Below are 21,364 nucleotides of genomic sequence, written 5' to 3' on the forward strand. Positions count from 1 at the left end.
GGCGGCCCGGCCGCGGACCGGCCACTTCGTGGCCGTCCCTCCCTAGGGGTCGGGAGTGCGGTGGCTGGGTTGGGTGGGTTGTTGAAGACGGGGACAGGGACGGGGACAGGTTGTTGTGGGTCCGGTCAGAAGCTGTGTTCGGGGCCGGGGAAGGTGCCCTGGCGGACTTCGGCGGCGTAAGTGGCCGCGGCGGTGCGGAGTTCGTCGCCCACGTTGCCGAAGCGCTTGACGAACTTGGCCGTCTTGCCGCTGGTGTAGCCGGCCATGTCCTGCCAGACCAGCACCTGGGCGTCGCAGTCGGCGCCCGCGCCGATGCCGACGGTCGGGATGGTCAGCTTGCGGGTGACCTGGCCCGCGATCTCGGCGGGGACCATTTCCATGACCACCGAGAACGCACCGGCCTCCTGCACGGCGATCGCGTCGGCGACCAGCTGCTCGGCGCCGTCGCCTCGGCCCTGGACGCGGAAACCGCCCAGGGTGTTCACGCTCTGCGGGGTGAATCCGATGTGGGCCATCACGGGGATGCCCGCGGAGGTGATCAGCGCGATCTGCTCGGCGACTCGTTCGCCGCCCTCGAGCTTCACCGCGTGTGCGCCGCCCTCCTTCATGAAGCGGATGGCGGTCGCCAGCGCCTGCTGCGGCGAGGACTCGTAGGTCCCGAACGGCAGATCGGCGACGACCAGCGCGTGCGGGGCGCCGCGCACGACACCGCGGACGAGCGGGATGAGCTCGTCGACGGTGATCGGCACGGTGGTGTCGTAGCCGTAGACGACATTGGCGGCGGAATCGCCGACCAGGAGCACGGGGATACCGGCTTCCTCGAACAGCCGGGCGGACGAGTAGTCGTAGGCCGTCAGCATCGACCAGCGCTCACCGTCGGCCTTCATCTGCTGGAGATGCTGGACGCGGGTCTTGCGGCGTGGCTTGTTGTCGGCGGGAGTGGCACCGTAGGCAGGAGTCTGCTCATCGGATACGGACATCATCGTCCCTTTCGTCTGGTTCCTCGAGGCCCATACCGGGTCCCCGGGCGTTTCTGACCACCTCAGTGTGCCACCTGCGCCCGCACGGGTTTAAGGCCAGGCGCCGGTGTGATCGGTCACACCGGGCGATTCGGTTACCGTGATGCGAGCCCGTTCGGGCGCATTGTGTGCGCCGCAGGGCGCGGAAAGGTGGGCCCACTGTGCAGCGAGGCCGGCTCGTCGTGCTCCTCGGCGCTGTCTCTGCGTTGATCGTCACCGGATGCGGCACCGGCGGGGACAGCGCGCCGCGTGCTGAACTGCCCCCGCCCCCACCGGGCCTGAACAGCTTCTACGACCAGCAGATCGACTGGGGCTCGTGCGAGGGCTACGGCAGCCCGGAGGACCGGCTGCCACCCAAAACCGAGTGCGCGCGGATCACCGTGCCGATCGACTACGCGCGCCCGGACGGCCCGACCGCCCAGATCGCGCTCTCCCGGATCCCGGCCACCGGCGAGAAGGTCGGCTCGCTGCTGATGAACCCGGGTGGGCCGGGCGTCTCCGGCCTGTCGATGGTCGGTGTCGGCAACCGCACCGAACTGGCGGAGAAGTTCGATCGGGTCGGGTTCGATCCGCGCGGTGTCGGCTCGTCGCTGCCCTCGATCGTCTGCCTCACCCCGCAGCAGGCCGACGCCGAACGTGCCGAGCCGCCCACCGACAACACTCCGGCCGGCATCGCCGAGGCAGAGGACGACAACCGTGAGTACGCCGACCGCTGCGCCCAGCGCTCCGGCGTCGACCTGCTCGGTCACGTCGGTACCCGCGAGGTGATCCAGGACATGGATGTCATACGGGCCGTGCTCGGCGACGCGAAACTGAGCTACCTCGGCTACTCCTACGGCACCCGCCTCGGTTCGGCCTACGCCGAGAAATACCCGCAGAACGTGCGCGCGCTCGTTCTCGACGGCGCCGTCGACTCCTCGCAGGACCCGGTCCAGGAGTCGCTGCGGCAGGCGGCGGGCTTCCAGGGCGTGTTCACCGCCTACGCCACCGACTGCGCGAAGAACGCCGACTGCCCGCTCGGCACCGATCCCGCCCAGGCCGTCACCCGTTTCCGCGAGCTGGTCGGGCCGCTGGAGAAGGCCCCGGCGCCGACCGCCGACCCGCGCGGTCTCAGCTACAACGACGCGATCACCGGCGTCCAGCAGGCCCTCTACAGCGACGACCTGTGGCAGATCCTCACCCAGGGCCTCACCGAACTGCACGCGGGCAGCGGCGACACCCTGCTGCAGCTGGCCGATATGTACGACGGCCGCCGCCAGGACGGCACCTACGCCAACACCCAGGACGCCTTCAACGCGATCCGTTGCGTCGACGATCCGCGCGTCACCGATCCCGCGGTGACCGGCCGTCAGGACACCGAATACCGCAAGGCCGCCCCGTTCCTCGACGACGGCAAGGGCACCGGCGCCGCCCCACTGGAACTGTGCGCCGCCTGGCCGGTGCCCAACACCAGCAGTCCGCATCGCGTCTCGGCCCCTGGACTGCCGCCCACCGTCGTGGTCTCCACCACCGACGACCCGGCCACGCCGTATCAGGCCGGTGTCGACCTGGCCGCCCAGCTGGGCGCCGACCTGATCACCTTCCGCGGCAATCGGCACACCGCCGCTCTGGTGGCGGGCGATCAGTGCCTCGATACCGCGGTGATCGACTACCTCGTCGATCTCGCCACGCCCGCGCCCGGTCTCACATGCTGAGAGCCACATGTGCTCACCGCGCCCCGTCGTGGCCGGTGAGATGTGCGAACGATGTGACGAGATCGCAAACCCGTCTCCGTATGTAACACGGATTTAACGCCGGGTGCTTACGCTCGCCGGTATGGATCGCCAGAAGGAATTCGTGCTGCGGACGCTCGAAGAGCGGGATATCCGTTTCGTCCGTCTCTGGTTCACCGATGTGCTGGGCTACCTCAAGTCCGTCGCCATCGCGCCCGCCGAGCTCGAAGGCGCCTTCGAGGAGGGCATCGGCTTCGACGGCTCGGCCATCGAGGGCTTCGCGCGCGTGTCCGAGGCGGACATGGTCGCGCGGCCCGATCCGTCGACCTTTCAGGTGCTGCCGTGGGCCAGCTCCAAGGGCCACCAGCACTCGGCGCGGATGTTCTGCGATATCACCATGCCCGACGGTTCGCCGTCCTGGGCCGACCCGCGCCACGTGCTGCGCCGTCAGCTGAACAAGGCCGCCGACGCGGGCTTCAGCTGCTACGTGCACCCCGAGATCGAGTTCTTCCTGCTGGAGAACAACCTCAAGGGCGGCTACGAGCCGACCCCGGCCGACAACGGCGGCTTCTTCGACCAGGCCGTGCACGATTCGGCGCCGAACTTCCGCCGCCATGCCATCGACTCGCTCGAATCGATGGGCATCTCGGTCGAGTTCAGCCACCACGAGGGCGCTCCCGGCCAGCAGGAGATCGACCTGCGCTATGCCGACGCGCTCTCGATGGCCGACAACGTGATGACGTTCCGCTACCTGATCAAAGAGGTGGCGATCGACGAGGGCGTGCGCGCGACGTTCATGCCCAAGCCGTTCTCCCAGTACCCCGGCTCGGCCATGCACACCCACATGAGCCTGTTCGAGGGCGAGAACAACGCCTTCGCCGATCCCGACGACCCGAACAACCTCTCGGGCACCGCGCGCTCGTTCATCGCCGGCATCCTCGAGCACGCCCCCGAGATCAGCGCGATCACCAACCAGTGGGTCAACTCCTACAAGCGGCTGATCCACGGTGGCGAAGCCCCGACCGCGGCCTCGTGGGGCCGGTCCAACCGGTCGGCGCTGGTGCGGGTGCCGATGTACACCCCGAACAAGTCGTCGTCGCGTCGCGTCGAGATCCGCAGCCCTGATTCCGCCTGCAACCCCTACCTGACCTTCGCGGTGCTGCTGGCCGCGGGTCTGCGCGGCATCGAAAAGGGCTACACGCTGCCCCCCGAGGCCGAGGACGACGTGTGGTCGCTGACCGACGCCGAGCGTCGCGCCATGGGCTTCCGTACCCTGCCCGGCACCCTCGACGAGGCCCTGCAGGCGATGGAGCGCTCCGAGCTGGTCGCCGAAACCCTCGGCGAACACGTCTTCGACTTCTTCCTGCGCAACAAGCGCCGTGAGTGGGCCGACTACCGCTCACAGGTCACTCCCTGGGAGTTGAAGGAGTACCTGAGTCTCTGAGTGATCCCGAGCCGCCTTGATCCGGGCTGACCGGATCAAGGCTTCCGCGCCGAAAGCCCGCGGCGCCAGCCGCTAGGATCACAGCTATGGTCCGGCCACCGACTGCCCGCTCCGCTGTACCCGGCGTCGGCCGGCTCGGTCTCCTCGAACCGACAGCGGCGGCTTCCCTGCATCAACTCGGCTGGGACAACGTCGACGGGGTGCCGGTGCTCTGGGCACTCTCGCGTTCGCCCGATGCCGATCTCGCCCTGTCCACGCTGGTGCGGCTGCGCGAATCGCTCGAAGACGCATGGCCCGAACTGGATTCTGCGATCCGTTCCGACACCACGTTGCGCGGCAGGCTGTTCGGCTTGCTCGGCTCGTCGACGGCCTTCGGCGACCACCTGGTCGCTGCCCCGGCGGCGTGGAAAGTGCTGCGCGAGAACGAACTTCCCAGCCGTGACGAGCTGATCGCCGACCTGCTCGACGCCGTCGACGCGGCGCCGGAGACCGGACCCAACGCGGGGCCGATGCTGTGGCGTGCCGGGATCGCCGGTCCGGAGGCGGTCGCCTTGCTGCGCGGCAGGTACCGCGATCAGCTGATGTTGCTGGCCGCGGTCGACCTGGCCTCCACCGTCGAGAACGAACCGGTGCCGCCGTACCTGGTGGTCGGCAAGCACCTGTCGGACCTGGCCGATGCCGCGCTCACCGCCGCCCTGTCGGTCGCGGTGGCCAGGGTGTGTAAGAACGGCCCGGTGCCGGTGCGCCTCGCGGTGATCGCGATGGGCAAATGTGGTGCGCGAGAACTGAATTACGTCAGTGACGTCGACGTGGTGTTCGTCGCCGAACCGGCCGACGCGACCGCGACCCGGCTCGCCGCGGAGATGATGAGCGTCGCGAGCTCGGCCTTCTTCGAGGTCGACGCCGCACTGCGCCCCGAGGGCAAGGCGGGGGCGCTGGTGCGCACCCTCGACTCCCACCTCGCCTACTACAAGCGGTGGGCGCGCACCTGGGAGTTCCAGGCGCTGTTGAAGAACCGGCCGATGACCGGCGATATGGAACTCGGCAAGCAGTACCGCGACGCGCTGATGCCGATGGTCTGGACGGCGTCGGAACGTCCCGACTTCGTCGCCGACGTCCAGGCCATGCGCCGCCGGGTCGAGGACCTGGTCCCCGCCGACATGCGTGAGCGCGAGCTCAAGCTGGGCGCGGGCAGCCTGCGCGATGTCGAATTCGCCGTGCAGCTGCTGCAATTGGTGCACGGCCGGGTCGACGAGGCACTGCACGTCACCAATACCGTCGAAGCGCTCACGGCCCTCGCCGCGGGCGGCTACGTCGGCCGTGAGGACGCCGCCAACCTCACCGCCTCCTACGAATTCCTGCGCCTGCTCGAACACCGCCTGCAATTGCAGCGGCTCAAGCGCACCCACACCCTGCCCGCGGCCGATGACGAGGAGGGCATGCGCTGGCTGGCCCGCGCCGCCCACATCCGTCCCGACGGCCGCCAGGACGCGGTCGGCGTGCTCGACACCGACATCCGCCGCAACGCCGTGCGAGTCCGGCGCCTGCACGCGAAACTGTTCTATCGCCCGCTGCTGGACGCGGTCGCCCGGATGGACTCCGACGCGCTGCGCCTGAGCCCCGACGCCGCCGTCCGCCAGCTCGCCGCCCTCGGCTACGGCGCACCGGCCAACGCGCTCGGCCATCTCAAGGCGCTCACCGGCGGCGTCTCGCGCAAGGGCCGCATCCAGGCGCTGCTGTTGCCGACTCTGCTCGAATGGCTCGGTGACACACCGAATCCCGATGCCGGGCTGCTCGCCTACCGCAGGGTGTCGGAGGGGCTCGACGACCAGATCTGGTTCCTGCGCGTGCTGCGTGACGAGGGCGCGGTGGCCCAGCGTCTGATGATCGTGCTCGGTTCCTCGGAGTACCTGCCCGACCTGCTGATCAACGCGCCCGACACCATCCGCATGTACGCCGACGGGCCCGGCGGCCCGCAGTTGCTCAGCACAAAACCCGAAGACGTCGCCCGCGGCATGCAGACCGCGGCCGCCCGCTACGACGACCCGAAACGTGCTGTCGCGGCTGCACGTTCACTGCGCCGCCACGAACTGGCCAGGGTCGCCTCGGCCGATGTGCTCGGCATGCTGGACGTCGCGCAGGTGTGCGCGGCGCTGTCGTCGGTGTGGGTTGCGGTGCTCGAGGCGGCCCTGAGCGCGGTCATCCGCGCCTCGGAGGCCGAACGTGGTGCGCCCGCGCCCGCCGACTTCGCGGTGATCGGCATGGGCAGGCTGGGCGGGATGGAACTGGGCTACGGCTCCGACGCCGACGTGCTGTTCGTCTGCGATCCGCGCCCCGGTGAGGACGAGGCCACGGCCGTGAAATGGGCCAACGGGATCGCCGAGAAGGTGCAGCGGCTGCTCGGCGCACCGAGCGTCGACCCGCCTTTGCAGGTGGATGCGGGCCTGCGTCCCGAGGGACGCAACGGGCCCCTGGTCCGCACGCTGACCGCTTATCAGGCCTACTACGCGCAGTGGGCCCAGCCGTGGGAGGTGCAGGCGCTGCTGCGCGCCCACCAGGTGGCGGGCGATCAGGATCTGGGCGTGCGCTTCCTGCACGTCATCGACCCGATCCGCTATCCGACCGGCGGGGTGTCGGAGGAATCGGTCCGCGAGATCCGCCGCATCAAGGCGCGCGTGGACTCCGAGCGACTCCCGCGCGGTGCCAACCCGTCGACCCACACCAAGCTGGGGCGCGGCGGCCTGGCCGATATCGAGTGGACCGTCCAGCTCCTGCAACTGCGCCACGCGCACGAGATACCCGCGCTGCACAACACCTCGACCCTGCAGTCGCTCGACGTGATCGAGGCCGAGGGCATCCTCGAACCCGAGGACGTCGCGCTCCTGCGGGAATCGTGGATCACCGCCACCGCCGCCCGCAACGCCCTCGTCCTGGTCAAGGGCAAGCCGACCGACCAACTCCCCGGCCCGGGCCAGCTGCTCTCGGCGGTGGCTCGGGTAGCCGGCTGGCCCAACGACGACGGCAGCGAATTCCTCGACACCTACATGCGCATCACCCGCCGCGCGAAGGCCGTCGTCGAGCGCGTGTTCGGGGGATAGTCCGGACATGAAAAAGCCCCGCACCACTGGTGCGGGGCTTTTTCAGTTCACGCCGAAATCAGATGGCGCGGACGTCCTGGGCCTGGGGGCCCTTCTGGCCCTGGCCGACCTCGAACTCCACCCGCTGTCCCTCTTCGAGGGACTTGAAGCCCGAGCCGCCGATAGCCGAGTAGTGAACGAAGACGTCGGGGCCGCCTCCGTCTTGGGCGATGAAGCCGAAGCCCTTTTCGCCGTTGAACCACTTGACGGTGCCTTGAGTCATGTTTTAAAAGTCTTTTCCGTAGGTGAGCCATGGCGATCACTTGCGATCAGCCCAGTCTCAGCAACCCAGTATGCCATACTCGCCAGCAAACCGCGCCTTGCGGTTTGTCACACTGCGATGTGGGCGGCGTATACCGTGGATAACCGGCGTGTCGAGTCGGTCGGCAACCAATGCGAACGCCCCTTTCACATCGCGTCGCGGACTGTGCCAATCTGAGCGGTATGGGTGAGATGAACGCGGGGCGTGGCGGGCACGTCGACCTGGCCATGCGGGTGCTCGACGCACACGTGGCGTTCACCAAGCAGCAGTTGCGCGAGCCCGCCGGCTTCCTCGAGTTCGTCACCGAGGAGATCGACGGCGCGCTCGACGAGGCCGCGGAACTGACCCTCGCGCAGGCGGTGACCCGTGAGCAGATCAAGGCGGTCGCGCACAAGTTCGCCGTGCAGGTTCCCGTCGAGGGCGCTATTCCCGAACTCGTCGGTGAGATCGCCACCCGCCTGTACAACCATCGCGCCAACGACGAGATCGAGGTCGGTGAGCTCGTCGACAACCGCCGCTTCGACGAACTGGTCGACGGCGTAGCCGATCTGGATCTCACCCACCGGCTGGTGCGGCTGGTGCTCAACAGCCCGGTGACCGTCGACGCGTGCGTCGAGGCGGTCCAGCGCGCGGTGGTCACCGCGGTCGACGACGGTTTACACCCCGAAGGCGGTGGCCTGGCCCGGACGCTGCGCGGTGCGCTGTCGCGGCTGGCCGAACCCGCGATGCCCGCGATCGAGCAGGGTGTCGGCAGGCTCACCCGCACCGGTGCGCGATTCGTGTTGCGCGGCAACAGTAGTGACGCCGACGAAGTGTTGCTCGACAGCGCCCGCGAGACCTGGCGCAAACACACCGGCGTCGCCGTCGGCTCGTTCCGTGATCTGGTCTCGGCCACCGATGTCGAAGACATCGTCGTGCTCGTCTTCGAATTCTGGCGCACCTTCCGCGATACCGACTACTTCCGCGCCCTGCTCGACGAGGGCGTGGACCACGTCTTCGACAAGTACGGCGACACCCCCCTTGCCGAATTGCTGGCTGAGCTGGGCGTAGGGCGCGCGGAGATGCTCGAGGAGGCGCTGCGTTTCGGCCCGCCGGTCCTCGAAACACTCGACGAGCGCGGTTATCTCGAGACCGTGCTGCGTCGCAGGCTGGCGCCGTTCTACGCTTCGGACGCCTTCCGGGCAGCGGTGTCCGGGATGGAGTGATCACGCCAGTTCCGTTCGGCCGCTGGCATGTCGGGATGTGTCGGTACGATTCGTGCAACGATGGGGCGCTTGTCTGCCACCGGATCTCGATCGAAAGGCTGCCGTGACACGTCTGTCCACCCTGCTCGACCAGATCGACTCCGGTGCTGTGCTGCTGCCCGAATTCCAGCGCGGCTACGTGTGGAACCGCGACCAGGTGCGTGGACTCATGCGGTCGCTGTATCTCGGGTATCCGGTCGGTGGGTTGCTGGTGTGGGAGACCGGGTCCGAGGAGATCGCGGTACGCGGGTCGACGACCGGCTCGGGGCTGCGCCAGTTGCTGCTCGACGGTCAGCAGCGCATCACCACGCTGTACGGGATCATGCGCGGGACAGCGCCGTCGTTCTTCGAAGGCGACGAGATCGCCTTCACCGGTCTGCATTTCGATGTCGAGCGGGAGCTCTTCGAATTCCAGGTGCCCGGCCGCGATACCGCACCGGCCTGGATCGACATCACCGAACTGTTCGCCCAGGGCCCGATGCACTATCTGGCCAGGTTCCCGGACGAGTCGCCGGAAACCCTTGCCCTCTATCTCGATCGGCTGAACAAGGTTCGCGAGGTCGCCAACCGCGAGTTCAACGTCGAGACCATCACCGGATCGGATCGCACGGTCGACGAGGTGGTCGACATCTTCAACCGGGTCAACTCCGGCGGCACCAAACTGTCCAAGGGCGACCTCGCGCTGGCCACTCTGTGCGCGCAGTGGCCGCAGGCCCGCGGCAACCTGCGCGACCACCTGATCCGCTGGGACAAAGACGGCTACACCTTCACCCTGGACTGGTTGCTGCGCAACGTGATCGCCGTCGGCAACGGCCGCGCGCACTTCGACGCGCTCGGCGATCTGGCGCCCGCGGAATTCGAGCAGGCCCTGGTGGCCACCACGAAACAGGTGGACACCTTCCTCGACACGGTGGCGGGCCGGCTCGGCCTCGATCACGACCGAGTCCTGATGGGGCGCTACGCGATTCCCGTGATCACCCGCCTGCTGTTCCTCAACGGCGGCCGCTTCGACGACGACCTGCACCGCGACCGGGTGCTGTACTGGTACGTGCATTCCGCGCTCTGGGGCCGGTTCAGCGGCTCCACCGAGACGTTCCTGCAACAGGACTACGACACGCTCGAACGCGGCGGCATCAACGCGCTGATCGGCTCGCTGGAACGGCTGCGCGGCGGCTCGCTCGACCTGTGCGCCGACGACTTCGCCGGTGCCACTCGCGGTTCCCGGTTCTATCCGCTGCTGTACATGCTCACCCGCGTCGACGGTTCCCGCGATCTCGGCACCGGCTCCGAACTCGGCATCGAGCAGTTCGGTGAGCGCACGCCGGTGCAGGTGCACTACCTGTTCCCGAAAACCCTTCTGCGCGACGCCGGTTACGAACGCAACGAGATCAACGCGATCGCCAATTTCTGCTTCCTCAGCCCCGGCTCCGAGGCCGAGCTCGGCGAGCGTGAGCCCGCCGACTACTTCGCCGAGATGGAACGCCGCAACCCGGGTGTGCTCGCCTCGCAGTGGATTCCGACCGATCCGTCGCTGTGGCGGGTGGAGAACTACCGTGAGTTCCTGCGGGCCCGCCGCAAGATGCTCTCGGCCTCGGCGGATGCGTTCCTCGAAAAGCTGCGCACCGGCAAGCTGCACCGCCCGACCCTGCTGACGGTGGGTGTCGCCGGAGTGACCATCGGCGATCCCGCGGTGGACCAGGTCAACGCGCTCGTCGACGACCTCGTCGCCGACGGCTTCGGCTTCCCGCTGCTCGACAGTGAGGTCTCCGACCCGGTCACCGGCCGCGAACTCGCTGTCGCCGAAGCCTTTTGGCCAGAGGGCCTGCAGCCGGGCGTCGGCATGCCGGTGGTGCTGGTGCTCGAGCCGTCCAATGCCGACCTCACCCGCTTCGCCCAGCTGGGCTACGCGGTGTTCACCTCTGTCGACGCCCTGCGCGGCTATGTCGACAACCTGCGCGTGGAAGCCTCCGGCGACAGCGGCATCGACGGCCCGGTCGGCGATCTTGCCGCGTTGGCCGACCGCCTGCCCGCCACCTGGGTCGGCAATTCCGAACAGGTCTGGTTCCGCTTCGCCTGGAACCTGCTGGAGCGTGACCGCGCCGAGGGCCCCGACGCGCTGCTCGGACCCGAACAGCTGGCCCTGCGCTACATCGCCCTGTGGGCGCTCACCCGCACCTTCTACATCCACGCTTTCGACCAGGGCAACCCGGGCGAATGGCGCTACTACCTCGGCGACGCCATCGGCCCGAGCCCGCTGGTCCCGCGTGCGTGGCTGGCCCAGCGCGCCGTCGAATCCGGTGCGCTGGCCCCCGGCATGCCGCCCGGCGACGAGGACATCGCGATCGCTCTGGTCCACGGGGTCATCGAGACCGTCGACGAGGTCGCCACCGTGCTGTCCCACCTTCTCGGCGGGCCCGGTCTGTTCGCCTCGCTGTGGGCGTCGGCGGGCGCGGCCGAACATTACGGCTACCCCCTGTCCACCGATCAGATCAACGACCTCATCAACCAGGTGGTCAACGATCCCGAGTCCCGAAAGATCCAGGCCTACAACTGGATCGAGGCGGGTCTGCCGCTCTAGGGCCTACCGGTCGCGCGCTGAAAGGTCGAGACGAAGTCGGTCAGCGCGGTGCGGTCCTCGAGGTCGGCCGGTCGGTAGCCGCGGTCGGCTTCGACCGTGATCGCGGTGCCCGCGCCGACGCGCAGCTCATCCCAGCAGACCGGGAGAACCGGGAGCTGCACGGTGCGCTCACCGACGGTCAGGGTGATCGCCGAGGTGTACTTGTTCGCGACGGTCATCAGCTCCTCGACGGCCCGCTCGGTGAGTGGACCCGCGGCGGAGAACTCTTCGATGTACACGGTCACCTCCCTTCCGGCGGCCAGTGTAGGTCCTCACGGAGTTCCCAAGACAGCCGCAAGAGACCTGAAAGCGGCGCCGCTTAGGGTGACCTCATGATGCGTAAATGGGCGGAACGAGCGTTGCTCGTCCTGGGGTGGGGCGCGGTGGTCGCGGCGGTGGCCGGGATCGTGTTGCATGTCGTGGACTGGCGCCAGAAGTCGATGGTGCTGTTGGCGTCGGGGGCGATGTGGTTGATGCTCGGCGCGGTCGTGGGACTGGTGCTGTTGCTGCTCGCCCGAGGCTGGCGCAGCTCGGGGGCGGCGGCACTGGTGCTGGCCGGGGCCGCGTGGTTGGTGGTGCCGTCCTACATTCCGGAGGCCAGGGCCGCCGATGGGCCCGAACTCGTGGTGATGCAGTCGAACATCCTGTTCGGCCAGGCCGATCCGGTCGCCGTGGTCGGTGCGGTGCGGGAGAACAACGTCGACGTGCTCACCGTCGAGGAGTTGACCGTCGACTCGATCACGGGTCTGCGTGTGGCCGGACTCGAAGAACGACTGCCCTACTTCTACCTGGAACCGGCGCAGTCGGGTGGTGGCGGCACCGGCATCTACAGCCGATACCCGTTGCGCGACACCAAGAAATACGACGGCTTCGTCATGAGCAATCTCTCGGCGACGATGGAACATCCACAGCGCGGGCCGATGTCGGTCTTCGCGTTCCATCCGATCCCGCCGAATATCGACTTCGCTGCCTGGTCGGCCGAGATGCGCCGGGTCGACGAGATCCTCGCGGCGACCAGCGCACCCGCGATCGTCGGCGCGGATTTCAACGCGACACACGACCACTCGGCCTATCGAGCACTGCTCGACGGCGCGTTCGCCTCGGCCGCCGACCAGACCGGCGACGGTGTCCTGCTCACCTACCCGGCGGATCGCCGGTGGGGACCGGTGATCGGGATCGATCACATCCTCGTCGCAGGTGGGGTGGCCGAACAGATCCGCACGCTCACCATCCCCGGCTCCGACCATCGCGCGGTGCTGGCCACGATCCGAATGGACCTGTGACAGTAGTCGTTTACCATGTGAGCGCTCGATCGCGGACCGCAAGGCGGCCGCGTCATTTTTGGGGAGGACAGCGCATGAGAAGACATCGGTTCGGCGCGACCATGGCAGCTTTGATGAGTATCGGCATGCTCGTATCCGGTTGCGGCGCGACAACTGTCGCGAGCGACCAGGCGCAGCCGATCATGGACAATCCATGGGAGGTGGCGGGCGCGGCGTCGTCCACCGGTCCCAGCGGGTCGCGTCCCGGTGTGCCCGACACGGACAAGAAGGCTGACAACGGCGACAACGGCAAGATCGACAAGCTCGCGCTCAACGCCATCGCCGACATCGAAGAGTACTGGCAGACCGAGTATTCCAAGACTTTCCGTGGCAATTTCAAGCCCGCCTCGAAGTACATCTCCTGGTCGGCGAAGGTGCCGGAGTCGGAGTCGGTGCAGTTCTGCAAGAGCAGCACCTACAAGCTGGTCAACGCCGCGTACTGCCCGCTCGACCACACCATCGGCTGGGACCGCACCGTCCTGCTGCCGCTGCTGGTCGACAAGTACAAGGAAATGTCGGTGGTGATGGTGCTCGCCCACGAATACGGGCACGCCATCCAGTCCCAGGCCGACCTGCTGCGCGGGTTCCTCACCGATGCGCTGGTCAAGGAGCAGCAGGCCGACTGCCTGGCCGGTGTGTTCCTTCGCCATGTGGCAGAAGGCAATTCGAAGCACTTCACGCTCAACACCACCGACGGGCTCAACGGTGTGCTCGGCGCGACCGTCGCCGTGCGCGACCGCGACCCCAACGATCCCGACGCCGTGCACGGTTCGGCGTTCGAGCGGGTGACGGCGGTGCAGATGGGTTACACCCAGGGCGCCAAGTCGTGCAAGGACATCAACGAGGACGAGATCGAGAAGCGTCGCGCCGGTCTACCGACTACGTTCATCGATGACGAGCGCGAAAAGCAGCTCGCGGTGGACCAGGAAAATCTGAGTAACCTGGCCAACCAACTGGGCAAGTCGATGCCGTTGAAGAACGTGCCGAAGTTCGACTACACCGGTGTCACCCGCAATTGCTCATCCGTGACGACCACCGAACTGGTTTCTTACTGCCCAGGAAGCAACACGATCGGCACTGACCTGCCCGCCATGGCAAGGCGTGCGGGTGAGGGTTCCAGCAGCAAAGGTGAACCCTTGTCGGCGGTCGTTACTGGCGACTACAACGCCGCTGTAGTATTCGTCTCCCGCTACGCTCTCGCGGTGCAGCAAGATCGCAAATTGTCGTTGACCGGCGCTGACTCGGCCGGTCTGCGCACCGCATGCCTGTCAGGTGTGCTGACCACGAAACTCAGCGACCCGGCCAGCGATCCACGCTTGTCGGCCGGCGACCTCGACGAAGCCGTATCCGGTCTGCTCGCCGATGGCCTCGCTGCCGCCGACGTCAATGGCAAAGTTGTGCCGAGTGGGTACCAGCGACTGGAGGCGTTCCGCACTGGTGTCTTGAACGGCGAATCGGCCTGCCTGACCCAGTTCAAATAGGGCATGCGTTTAGGGCATGCGTTAGCTGTTGACGCCAGGGCTGAGGGTTTTCGCCATCCGAGCGACTACCCGCGGCTCCGCGTATCGACCTCGAGTTCCGGCTTGTTGCATGCCACCGGATTTCGTCGGCCGCCGGCTCGGCGATTTTCGACTCAGGTGCCTTGACGCTTTCCATTGCTGATTGCTGACGCTGACTTCGTGAAAGATGTTCTGTCGCAGAGGAATATAGATTTGACACCGTTGGGTTTTCGGTGAAACATGGTTTTTGTCGGCCGTTGAGTTGGAGGGGCCACCTGGCCGACTGGGGGATTAGGTTGTCCTGCATGGCCATTCTGGAAATGTGAGCACCGAGATGTTGAAAAAGTTCTTGCCCATCGTGATTATCGGTGCGGCCTCGTGCGCAATGGTATTGCCGGCATCGGCGTCGGCAACAGTGGTTCCTGATGGGTTCAGGTCTGCCCTGGTGCACGAGTTCTCGTCTGAGCAGGAATGCTTGGAGTATCTTGCGACGCAGTCCTACTACACGTGGTGTCGACAAAACGAAAAGGTCGATGAGGGGCCAGGGATGACAAATCGACTCGGTAGGTGGCAGCCGCGCTGATGAACTGCAGGCCGACGGCCTAGCCGTCGGCGATGCAAACGGCAAGGTCGTGGTCAGCAGCTCAAGGCGTTTCGCACCGGCGTGTTGTCCGTCGAGGCGGTTTCCTGAACCAGTAGTCAGCGCGAGGTAGGCAGTGACCGCAGGGAGCTGAGGGTGTTCGCCACCGCGCGGGCAGCCTCGGCTCCCTTTGTCACGAAGTGGTTGGTGTAGTAGTCCACGTGCTCGCTGTGCTCGTGGAAGTGGTGCGGGGTGAGCACTACCGAGAACACCGGCACATCGGTGTCGAGCTGCACGCGCATCAGGCCGTCGATCACCGCGGAGGCGACGAAGTCGTGGCGGTAGATGCCGCCGTCGACGACCAGGGCCGCGGCGACGATCGCGTCGTAGCGGCCGGTGCGGGCCAGGCGTTGGGCATGCAGCGGGATCTCGAAGGCGCCGGGGACGTCGAACACCTCGACGACCTCGGGATCGAACCCGAAGCCGGTGTATTCGGCGAGGAAGCCCTCGTGCGCCTTGTTGACGATGGAGCTGTGCCAGCTGGCGCGGATGAAGGCAACGGCGCCGGTAGACGTGGTCATGGGTGGTAAGTCTACTAGTGTCGCCCGCGCAAAAACTTACTGACCGGTAACATGGGTTGACAGCCAGTCGGTGACATCGCCGAGCACCTTCGCGCGCTCGGGCTCGTTGAACACCTCGTGGTAGAGCCCGGGATAGCGCAGCACTGTCACGTCGGTCGAGCCCGCGTCACGCTCGAGCAGATCGGCGCTCGACGGTGAGGCGATCACGTCGGCGGTGCCGTGCACTACCAGCAGCGGTGCGGTGAGCGCGCCGAGACGCTGCTTCACCAGCGCGGTGTGCTGCAGGATCTCCACCGCGGTGCGCGCGGGCAGCTTGCCGCGGAACACCAGCGGGTCGTCGTCGTAGGCGCGTACCACCTCGGGATCGCGGCTGATCGTGGACGAATCCAGGGTCAGCACACCGAGATTCGGTGCGAACCGGGTGAGCAGGGGAGCGGCGAGGCGCTGGAGCGGATTGCCGAGCGGGATGTCCAGCGGCGGCGCGGACACGATGATGCCTGCCACGTCGACCGGTCCGCGGGTCGCCTGGTGCAGGACCACGAGGCTGCCCATCGAATGCCCGAGCAGGAACCGGGGGACACCGGGATGGGCGGCGCCCGCGAGATCGAGCAGGGTCGCGACATTGTCGGCGGCGCCCTGCATCGAACCGATATTGGCCGCCGGGCCCTCGGACAGGCCGTGCCCGATGTGGTCGAGCGCGTAGACCGCGAAGCCGGCCTCGGCCAGTGTGGTGCCGACGTGTTCGTAGCGGCCCGAGTGTTCGGCGACGCCGTGCACCAGCACCACCACCGCGCGCGGTGCGGACTCCGGTTGCCATGCGCGCCAGGCGATCTTGCCGCCGTGGCCCGCGAACTCGCCGGTGTCGGTCGTCATCGTGGCGCTCCTCCTGCTTCGGGCGCCGCGGCGAGCCGCTCGATGAGACGCCGGTTGAACTCGATCAGCCGAGCGTAGTTGAGTCGCGAGATCCGCTCGTCGGTTCCGTGGATCCGTTCCAGATCCGCCGCGGTCAACACGATCGGCGCGAAGTTGCAGCGGGTCGCGGCCAGGCCGTCGTAGTGGCGTGAATCGGTGGCGCCGGGCACGATCCCGGTGGTGGTCACGATCCCGGGCACCACGCTCGACGCCAGCTCGGCGACCATGTCGAAAGCCGGACCCGGCCCGTGGAACCGCGAGGGCTCCGATGCGGGCCCGACGAGGTCGATCGCCACGCCGATATCGCGGATCACCCTGGTGCAGTGCGCCAGCACCGCCGCCACCGAATCACCGGGCAGGATACGGAAATTCACCAGTGCCTCGGCGCTCTGCGGGAGCACATTGGCCTTCACGCCGCCGCTGATCACGGTGGGCGCGGTGGTGGTGCGCACCAGCGCCTCGGTGGTCGGGCCCGTCGCCATGATGCGGGCGACGAGCGGTCCGGCCAGCCTGGACAGCCCGCGTGCGTCGGTGAGCTCGAGCAGCCGGCGTCGCGGTTCGGGCAGCGCCTCACGCATGCGGGCGAGCATGTCGCTGATCACCGGCGTCAGCCGCAGTGGCATCGGATGGTCCTGCACGCGTGCGACCGCGCGTGCCAGCCGTCCCACCGCGGTCTGCTTGCCGGGCATCGAGGAGTGACCGCCGGTCTCGGTGACCGAAAGCCGCACCGTCGCATAGCCTTTCTCGCCGAGCATGATGCTGGCCACCGGCCGGTCGACGCCGTCGGCGACGCCGTCGGTGATCACCCCGCCCTCGTCGAGCAGCAGCTCCGCGCGCACGTCCTGGTCGCGCAGGTGCTGGGCCATCCGGACCGCGCCGCCGTCACCGAAGACCTCTTCGTCGTGACCGAAGGCGAGGAACACGGTGTGGCGCGGGCGAATTCCGGTTTCCAGCGCCGACTCGACCGCTTCCAGGACGGCGAGCACGCGGCTCTTGTCGTCGATCGCGCCGCGGCCCCAGATGAATTCGTCGTCGACGACACCGTCGAACGGGGGATGGGTCCAGCGTTGCGCGTCGTCGACCGGCACCACGTCCTGGTGCGCGAGCAGGATCGCCGACACCGCACCCGGCTCGGCGCCGTCCCAGCGGTAGAGCCTGCTGTGACCGAAGGTCGTCAGTGTCAGCTCGGCGTGCACGCGGGGGAACGATGTCTCGAGGTGGGTGGCCAGGCGCGCGAACTCCGCGTGTGCGGTGTGCGCGGGATCTTCGGTCGACACCGTCACGCACTGCAGCGCGACTGCCAGCCGCCGGGCGACCTCGTCATCGACGCCCTCGGTGACGGGGGGCAGGGCGGGGTTCTCGGTGATCGGGCGCATCTCAGCCATTGTGGCCTTTGGCGTGGGCCGCCGCCCGCCGAACGTGCCCGAAACGCCGGGATCGTCGCGCGGTGTGATGCGGTCAGACGCCCCGGCGGCGCGCCATCTAAGCTGACACCATGGCAGGAGGCAAGGGCGGCAAGCCGTCGAAGGAAGCCAGGGCCGCGGCTAAAGCGGCCCGTAAGCAGGCATCACGCGAACGTCGTCAGCAGTTGTGGCAGGCGTTCAACATGCAGCGCAAGGAAGACAAGGCGCTGCTGCCGCTGATGATCGGCGCACTGGTCGGCACCACGGTGGTCTTCTTCCTCATCGGGCTGATCTTCGACATGCAGTGGTTCCTGCTGCCGCTGGGTCTGCTGCTGGGTGTGCTGCTGGCATTCATCCTGTTCGGGCGCCGCGTGCAGAAGAACGTGTACCGCAAGGCCGAGGGTCAGGCGGGCGCCGCGGCGTGGGTGCTGGAGAACCTGCAGGGCAAGTGGCGGGTCGCCAACGGCGTCGCCGCGACCACCCAGCTCGACGCCGTGCACCGCGTGATCGGCCTGCCCGGGGTGATCTTCGTCGCCGAGGGTTCGCCGCAGCGGGTCCGCTCGCTCATCGCGCAGGAGAAGAAGCGCACCGCCCGCCTGGTCGGTGACACCCCCATCTACGAAGTGATCGTCGGCAACGAGGAAGGTCAGACTCCCCTCAAGGAGCTGCAGAAGTACCTCACCAAGCTGCCGCGCAACATCGACGTCAAGCGGATCGACCAGATCGAGGGCAGGCTCTCGGCCCTGAGTTCGCGCAGTGGTCCCGCGATGCCGAAGGGCCCGATGCCCCCCGGTGCGAAGATGAAGGGCATGCAGCGCGCGATCCGTCGCCGCTGACCCACTCCCGCCACGAGCCCGTCACCTTGTCAGGTGACGGGCTCGCGCCGTTTCAGGCGTTGGGTGAGCGGCCGGTCAGCAGCCACAGAACCCGGTCGTATGCCAACAGGTGGTAACCGACGAGAACAGCCGCCGAGATCAAGGCGAGCCGCGGCAGCGAAGCGGCCCACAGTGCCGCGGCGCCACCGAAGAGCACCGCGAACTCGACGAGCAGCCGGACCGGGCCGGAGACGGGCACCGGTGAACCGCCGCCGCGTCCCGGATCGTCGGGCAGGGTGAACACGCCCCACAGCGTCGCAGCCGCGATCGGCAGGACCACCACGAGCAGGTACCGCCATGGCGAGTCGAAGGCGCGCCATCCGTAGACGCCGAACGAGGCGATGGCGATCAATTCGAGCAGAAAACGTACGGCCAACATGGCCGGATTCAGTGACACGGCTTGATCGTATGGCCGCGCGCGAGTACGAGCGGGCCCAACGGCTCAGCGAGCGTTGACCAGCGCCGTCCCGGTCGCCCGGTCGTGCATGCCGCGGCCGTCGGCATCGGTGAACAGCGCGGGCACCACGAACACCAGCAGCACCTGCCTGGCCAGCGCGCGCACGAAACCCACCGCCACCGGAGCGTCGATGCGCAGCACCCGCAGCTTCGTGAAGTACTGCCCCGGGGTGAACCCGAACAGCGTCACCGCAGCCACGCCGACCACGAACCACACCAGCAGCGGCATCGACGACGACGCGAAGCTGCGGGTGATCACCGCGGCGATCCCGACCGCGATGAACCAGTCGATGAACAGCGCGACGACGCGTCGCCACGTCGGGGCGAGCGAGCCCGCTCCCTCGCGCGGCAGCCCGTACAGCTCACCGGGGTAGCCGGAGATGTCCGAGTCGCCGGGTTCGCCCGGGGATCCGGATAGCCATGTGCCGGTAATACGCGCCATGGGACCCAGGATAGTGGCGCGCGATCGGTCGCCCACGACCGCATTAATGGAGGTCACGTCAGCGCGGGATCACGCGGATGGCAGGATTAGCGTGAAGATCGCACCCGGATGGCTGACATCACCCAGGCATCCGGCTCGCGTAACACTGGCGAAACATAGCCTTGACTGTTGGGAAACACCGCGTCCTTAGCGTCAGGTCGCGACGAACCCCTTCGTAGCGACTGCGCGCAGGTCGTTCGAAAGGGCCAGCATCGCGACTGGCTGGGAACCGATTCGTAAGGAGAGCAAGTGACGTTCAGCACGGCCGAAGAGGTCATCCAGTACATCAAGGAAGAGGACATCGAATACGTCGATATCCGCTTCTCCGACCTGCCCGGCGTCCAGCAGCACTTCTCGATCCCGGCCAAGGCGTTCACCGCTGACCTGGCGGAAGAGGGTCTGGCGTTCGACGGCTCCTCGGTGCGTGGCTTCCAGTCGATCGACGAGTCGGACATGCTCCTGCTCCCCGACTTCAGCACCGCCCGGATCGACCCGTTCCGCGCCGCGAAGACGCTCAACCTGAACTTCTTCGTGCACGACCCGTTCACCCGTGAGGCCTACTCCCGCGACCCGCGCAACATCGCGCGCAAGGCGGAGGAGTACCTGCGTTCGACCGGTATCGCCGACACCGCCTTCTTCGGCGCCGAGGCCGAGTTCTACATCTTCGACGGCATCCGTTACGGCTCCGGCATGAACGGCTCGTTCTACGAGATCGAGTCCGTCTCCGGTTCGTGGAACACCGGCAAGGAGTTCAACCCGGACGGCAGCCGCAACCTCGGCTACAAGGTCCGCAACAAGGGTGGCTACTTCCCCGTCGCCCCGTACGACCACTACGTCGACCTGCGCGACAAGATCTCGACCAACCTGCAGAACGCGGGCTTCGAGCTCGAGCGCGGCCACCACGAGGTCGGCACCGCCGGTCAGGCCGAGATCAACTACAAGTTCGGCACGCTGCTCTCGGCGGCGGACGACCTGCAGCTGTTCAAGTACATCGTGAAGAACACCGCGTGGCAGGAAGGCAAGTCTGTCACCTTCATGCCGAAGCCCCTCTTCGGCGACAACGGCTCGGGCATGCACGTGCACCAGTCGCTGTGGAAGGACGGCAAGCCGCTGTTCCACGACGAGGCCGGCTACGGTGGCCTGTCGGATCTGGCGCGTCACTACATCGGCGGCATCCTGCACCACGCCCCGTCGCTGCTGGCGTTCACCAACCCGACCGTCAACTCGTACCACCGTCTGGTGCCGGGCTACGAGGCCCCCATCAACCTGGTGTACTCGCAGCGCAACCGCTCGGCCGCCGTGCGTATCCCGGTGACCGGCAACAACCCGAAGGCCAAGCGCATCGAGTTCCGCGCGCCGGACTCCTCGGGCAACCCGTACCTGGCCTTCGCCGCCATGATGATGGCAGGCCTGGACGGCATCAAGAACAAGATCGAGCCGATGGCCCCGGTCGACAAGGACCTCTACGAGCTCCCGCCGGAGGAGGCCAAGAACATCCCCCAGGCCCCCACCAGCCTGGCCACGGTCATCGACCGCCTCGAGGCAGATCACGACTACCTCACCGAGGGCAACGTCTTCACGCCTGACCTCATCGAGACCTGGATCAACATCAAGCGCGAGAGCGAGATCGCCCCGGTCAACCTGCGTCCGCACCCGTACGAGTTCGAGCTCTACTACGACGTGTGATCCTGACCTGCGGGAACGGGCCTGATCGGCCCGTTCCGTCCGCAGTGAACGGTTTCGAGTCCGGGCGCCCCGGGTTGCACGGGCGGGGGGGCGCGGGGGTATCCGGCCCGCGGGGGCGGCACCTAGTGCCCACC

General features: G+C 67.5%; 17 protein-coding genes. 9 read left to right on the forward strand and 8 right to left on the reverse strand.

The features are described 5' to 3' along the window. Window positions 1-125 precede the first annotated feature (125 nt). On the reverse strand, window positions 126-980 hold the full coding sequence (gene panB / locus ACWFRF_RS34280; protein WP_378639174.1) for a 3-methyl-2-oxobutanoate hydroxymethyltransferase: 855 nt from the start codon (window positions 978-980) through the stop codon (window positions 126-128). Between the two features lie 200 nt (window positions 981-1,180). Between panB and ACWFRF_RS34285 the strand changes: the two genes are divergently transcribed. The 3 genes from ACWFRF_RS34285 (at window position 1,181) to ACWFRF_RS34295 (ending at window position 7,273) form a co-directional block, all read left to right on the forward strand. Further along, window positions 1,181-2,713, forward strand: a complete 1,533-nt coding sequence (locus ACWFRF_RS34285) for an alpha/beta hydrolase (RefSeq protein WP_452454266.1) — start codon at window positions 1,181-1,183, stop codon at window positions 2,711-2,713. A gap of 121 nt (window positions 2,714-2,834) precedes the next feature. Next, window positions 2,835-4,175 carry a type I glutamate--ammonia ligase gene (gene glnA, locus ACWFRF_RS34290; RefSeq protein WP_378996527.1) on the forward strand — a complete coding sequence of 447 codons (1,341 nt, stop codon included), beginning with the start codon at window positions 2,835-2,837 and terminating at the stop codon, window positions 4,173-4,175. A gap of 86 nt (window positions 4,176-4,261) precedes the next feature. Beyond that, window positions 4,262-7,273: a bifunctional [glutamine synthetase] adenylyltransferase/[glutamine synthetase]-adenylyl-L-tyrosine phosphorylase gene (locus ACWFRF_RS34295; RefSeq protein WP_379316914.1), complete on the forward strand. Its 3,012-nt coding sequence runs from the start codon at window positions 4,262-4,264 to the stop codon at window positions 7,271-7,273. Between the two features lie 58 nt (window positions 7,274-7,331). Here the strand turns inward: ACWFRF_RS34295 and ACWFRF_RS34300 are convergent, their stop codons facing one another. Then, the gene (locus ACWFRF_RS34300) at window positions 7,332-7,535 is read right to left on the reverse strand and encodes a cold-shock protein (RefSeq protein ID WP_056821080.1); all 204 of its coding nucleotides are present in this window, start codon (window positions 7,533-7,535) and stop codon (window positions 7,332-7,334) included. A 221-nt stretch (window positions 7,536-7,756) separates the two neighbouring features. Between ACWFRF_RS34300 and ACWFRF_RS34305 the strand changes: the two genes are divergently transcribed. Beyond that, window positions 7,757-8,779 (forward strand): hypothetical protein, encoded by a 1,023-nt coding sequence (locus tag ACWFRF_RS34305; RefSeq protein WP_452454269.1) that lies wholly within the window; start codon window positions 7,757-7,759, stop codon window positions 8,777-8,779. A 103-nt stretch (window positions 8,780-8,882) separates the two neighbouring features. Then, on the forward strand, window positions 8,883-11,396 hold the full coding sequence (locus ACWFRF_RS34310; RefSeq protein WP_379315432.1) for a GmrSD restriction endonuclease domain-containing protein: 2,514 nt from the start codon (window positions 8,883-8,885) through the stop codon (window positions 11,394-11,396). On the opposite strand, the gene ACWFRF_RS34315 is transcribed toward ACWFRF_RS34310, so the two are convergent. Beyond that, a complete protein-coding gene (locus tag ACWFRF_RS34315) occupies window positions 11,393-11,680 on the reverse strand; it encodes a hypothetical protein (RefSeq protein ID WP_387449269.1) in 288 nt (95 codons plus the stop codon). The genes ACWFRF_RS34310 and ACWFRF_RS34315 overlap by 4 nt on opposite strands. Before the next feature lie 87 nt (window positions 11,681-11,767). On the opposite strand from ACWFRF_RS34315, the gene ACWFRF_RS34320 reads away from it, so the two are divergent. Beyond that, window positions 11,768-12,718: an endonuclease/exonuclease/phosphatase family protein gene (locus tag ACWFRF_RS34320; protein ID WP_452454270.1), complete on the forward strand. Its 951-nt coding sequence runs from the start codon at window positions 11,768-11,770 to the stop codon at window positions 12,716-12,718. Between the two features lie 74 nt (window positions 12,719-12,792). Beyond that, window positions 12,793-14,238 carry a metallopeptidase gene (locus ACWFRF_RS34325; RefSeq protein WP_452454272.1) on the forward strand — a complete coding sequence of 482 codons (1,446 nt, stop codon included), beginning with the start codon at window positions 12,793-12,795 and terminating at the stop codon, window positions 14,236-14,238. A gap of 717 nt (window positions 14,239-14,955) precedes the next feature. Here the strand turns inward: ACWFRF_RS34325 and ACWFRF_RS34330 are convergent. The 3 genes from ACWFRF_RS34330 to ACWFRF_RS34340 are packed head-to-tail and all read right to left on the reverse strand — an operon-like array spanning window position 14,956 to window position 17,705. Continuing rightward, the gene (locus tag ACWFRF_RS34330) at window positions 14,956-15,417 is read right to left on the reverse strand and encodes a 6,7-dimethyl-8-ribityllumazine synthase (RefSeq protein WP_358071185.1); all 462 of its coding nucleotides are present in this window, start codon (window positions 15,415-15,417) and stop codon (window positions 14,956-14,958) included. A 36-nt stretch (window positions 15,418-15,453) separates the two neighbouring features. Further along, window positions 15,454-16,290: an alpha/beta hydrolase gene (locus tag ACWFRF_RS34335; RefSeq protein WP_378996513.1), complete on the reverse strand. Its 837-nt coding sequence runs from the start codon at window positions 16,288-16,290 to the stop codon at window positions 15,454-15,456. Beyond that, a complete protein-coding gene (locus ACWFRF_RS34340; RefSeq protein ID WP_378996511.1) occupies window positions 16,287-17,705 on the reverse strand; it encodes a M20/M25/M40 family metallo-hydrolase in 1,419 nt (472 codons plus the stop codon). Before ACWFRF_RS34340 ends, ACWFRF_RS34335 begins: the two co-directional genes overlap by 4 nt. 119 nt (window positions 17,706-17,824) lie before the next feature. Between ACWFRF_RS34340 and ACWFRF_RS34345 the strand changes: the two genes are divergently transcribed. Then, a complete protein-coding gene (locus tag ACWFRF_RS34345; RefSeq protein WP_301905683.1) occupies window positions 17,825-18,568 on the forward strand; it encodes a DUF4191 domain-containing protein in 744 nt (247 codons plus the stop codon). 52 nt (window positions 18,569-18,620) lie between these two features. On the opposite strand, the gene ACWFRF_RS34350 is transcribed toward ACWFRF_RS34345, so the two are convergent. Both ACWFRF_RS34350 and ACWFRF_RS34355 read right to left on the reverse strand, forming a co-directional pair. After that, window positions 18,621-19,004, reverse strand: a complete 384-nt coding sequence (locus ACWFRF_RS34350) for a YrdB family protein (protein ID WP_378996508.1) — start codon at window positions 19,002-19,004, stop codon at window positions 18,621-18,623. Between the two features lie 45 nt (window positions 19,005-19,049). Then, window positions 19,050-19,505 (reverse strand): RDD family protein, encoded by a 456-nt coding sequence (locus ACWFRF_RS34355; RefSeq protein ID WP_379318723.1) that lies wholly within the window; start codon window positions 19,503-19,505, stop codon window positions 19,050-19,052. A 288-nt stretch (window positions 19,506-19,793) separates the two neighbouring features. Between ACWFRF_RS34355 and glnA (ACWFRF_RS34360) the strand changes: the two genes are divergently transcribed. Next, entirely contained in the window at window positions 19,794-21,230 is a 1,437-nt protein-coding gene (gene glnA, locus ACWFRF_RS34360) for a type I glutamate--ammonia ligase (protein ID WP_266299126.1), read from the forward strand. Window positions 21,231-21,364 lie beyond the last annotated feature (134 nt).

It is taken from the genome of Nocardia sp. NPDC055165, from assembly GCF_053606985.1.

Excerpts from the sequence above, each read along its gene's own strand:
- ACWFRF_RS34325 (WP_452454272.1), top strand. The coding sequence starts at position 12,793 with ATGAGAAGACATCGGTTCGGCGCGACCATGGCAGCTTTGATGAGTATC.
- ACWFRF_RS34305 (WP_452454269.1), top strand. The coding sequence starts at position 7,757 with ATGGGTGAGATGAACGCGGGGCGTGGCGGGCACGTCGACCTGGCCATG.
- ACWFRF_RS34355 (WP_379318723.1), bottom strand. The coding sequence starts at position 19,505 with ATGGCGCGTATTACCGGCACATGGCTATCCGGATCCCCGGGCGAACCC.
- ACWFRF_RS34330 (WP_358071185.1), bottom strand. The coding sequence starts at position 15,417 with ATGACCACGTCTACCGGCGCCGTTGCCTTCATCCGCGCCAGCTGGCAC.
- ACWFRF_RS34340 (WP_378996511.1), bottom strand. The coding sequence starts at position 17,705 with ATGCGCCCGATCACCGAGAACCCCGCCCTGCCCCCCGTCACCGAGGGC.
- ACWFRF_RS34335 (WP_378996513.1), bottom strand. The coding sequence starts at position 16,290 with ATGACGACCGACACCGGCGAGTTCGCGGGCCACGGCGGCAAGATCGCC.
- ACWFRF_RS34345 (WP_301905683.1), top strand. The coding sequence starts at position 17,825 with ATGGCAGGAGGCAAGGGCGGCAAGCCGTCGAAGGAAGCCAGGGCCGCG.
- panB (WP_378639174.1), bottom strand. The coding sequence starts at position 980 with ATGTCCGTATCCGATGAGCAGACTCCTGCCTACGGTGCCACTCCCGCC.
- ACWFRF_RS34320 (WP_452454270.1), top strand. The coding sequence starts at position 11,768 with ATGATGCGTAAATGGGCGGAACGAGCGTTGCTCGTCCTGGGGTGGGGC.
- ACWFRF_RS34300 (WP_056821080.1), bottom strand. The coding sequence starts at position 7,535 with ATGACTCAAGGCACCGTCAAGTGGTTCAACGGCGAAAAGGGCTTCGGC.
- glnA (WP_378996527.1), top strand. The coding sequence starts at position 2,835 with ATGGATCGCCAGAAGGAATTCGTGCTGCGGACGCTCGAAGAGCGGGAT.
- ACWFRF_RS34295 (WP_379316914.1), top strand. The coding sequence starts at position 4,262 with ATGGTCCGGCCACCGACTGCCCGCTCCGCTGTACCCGGCGTCGGCCGG.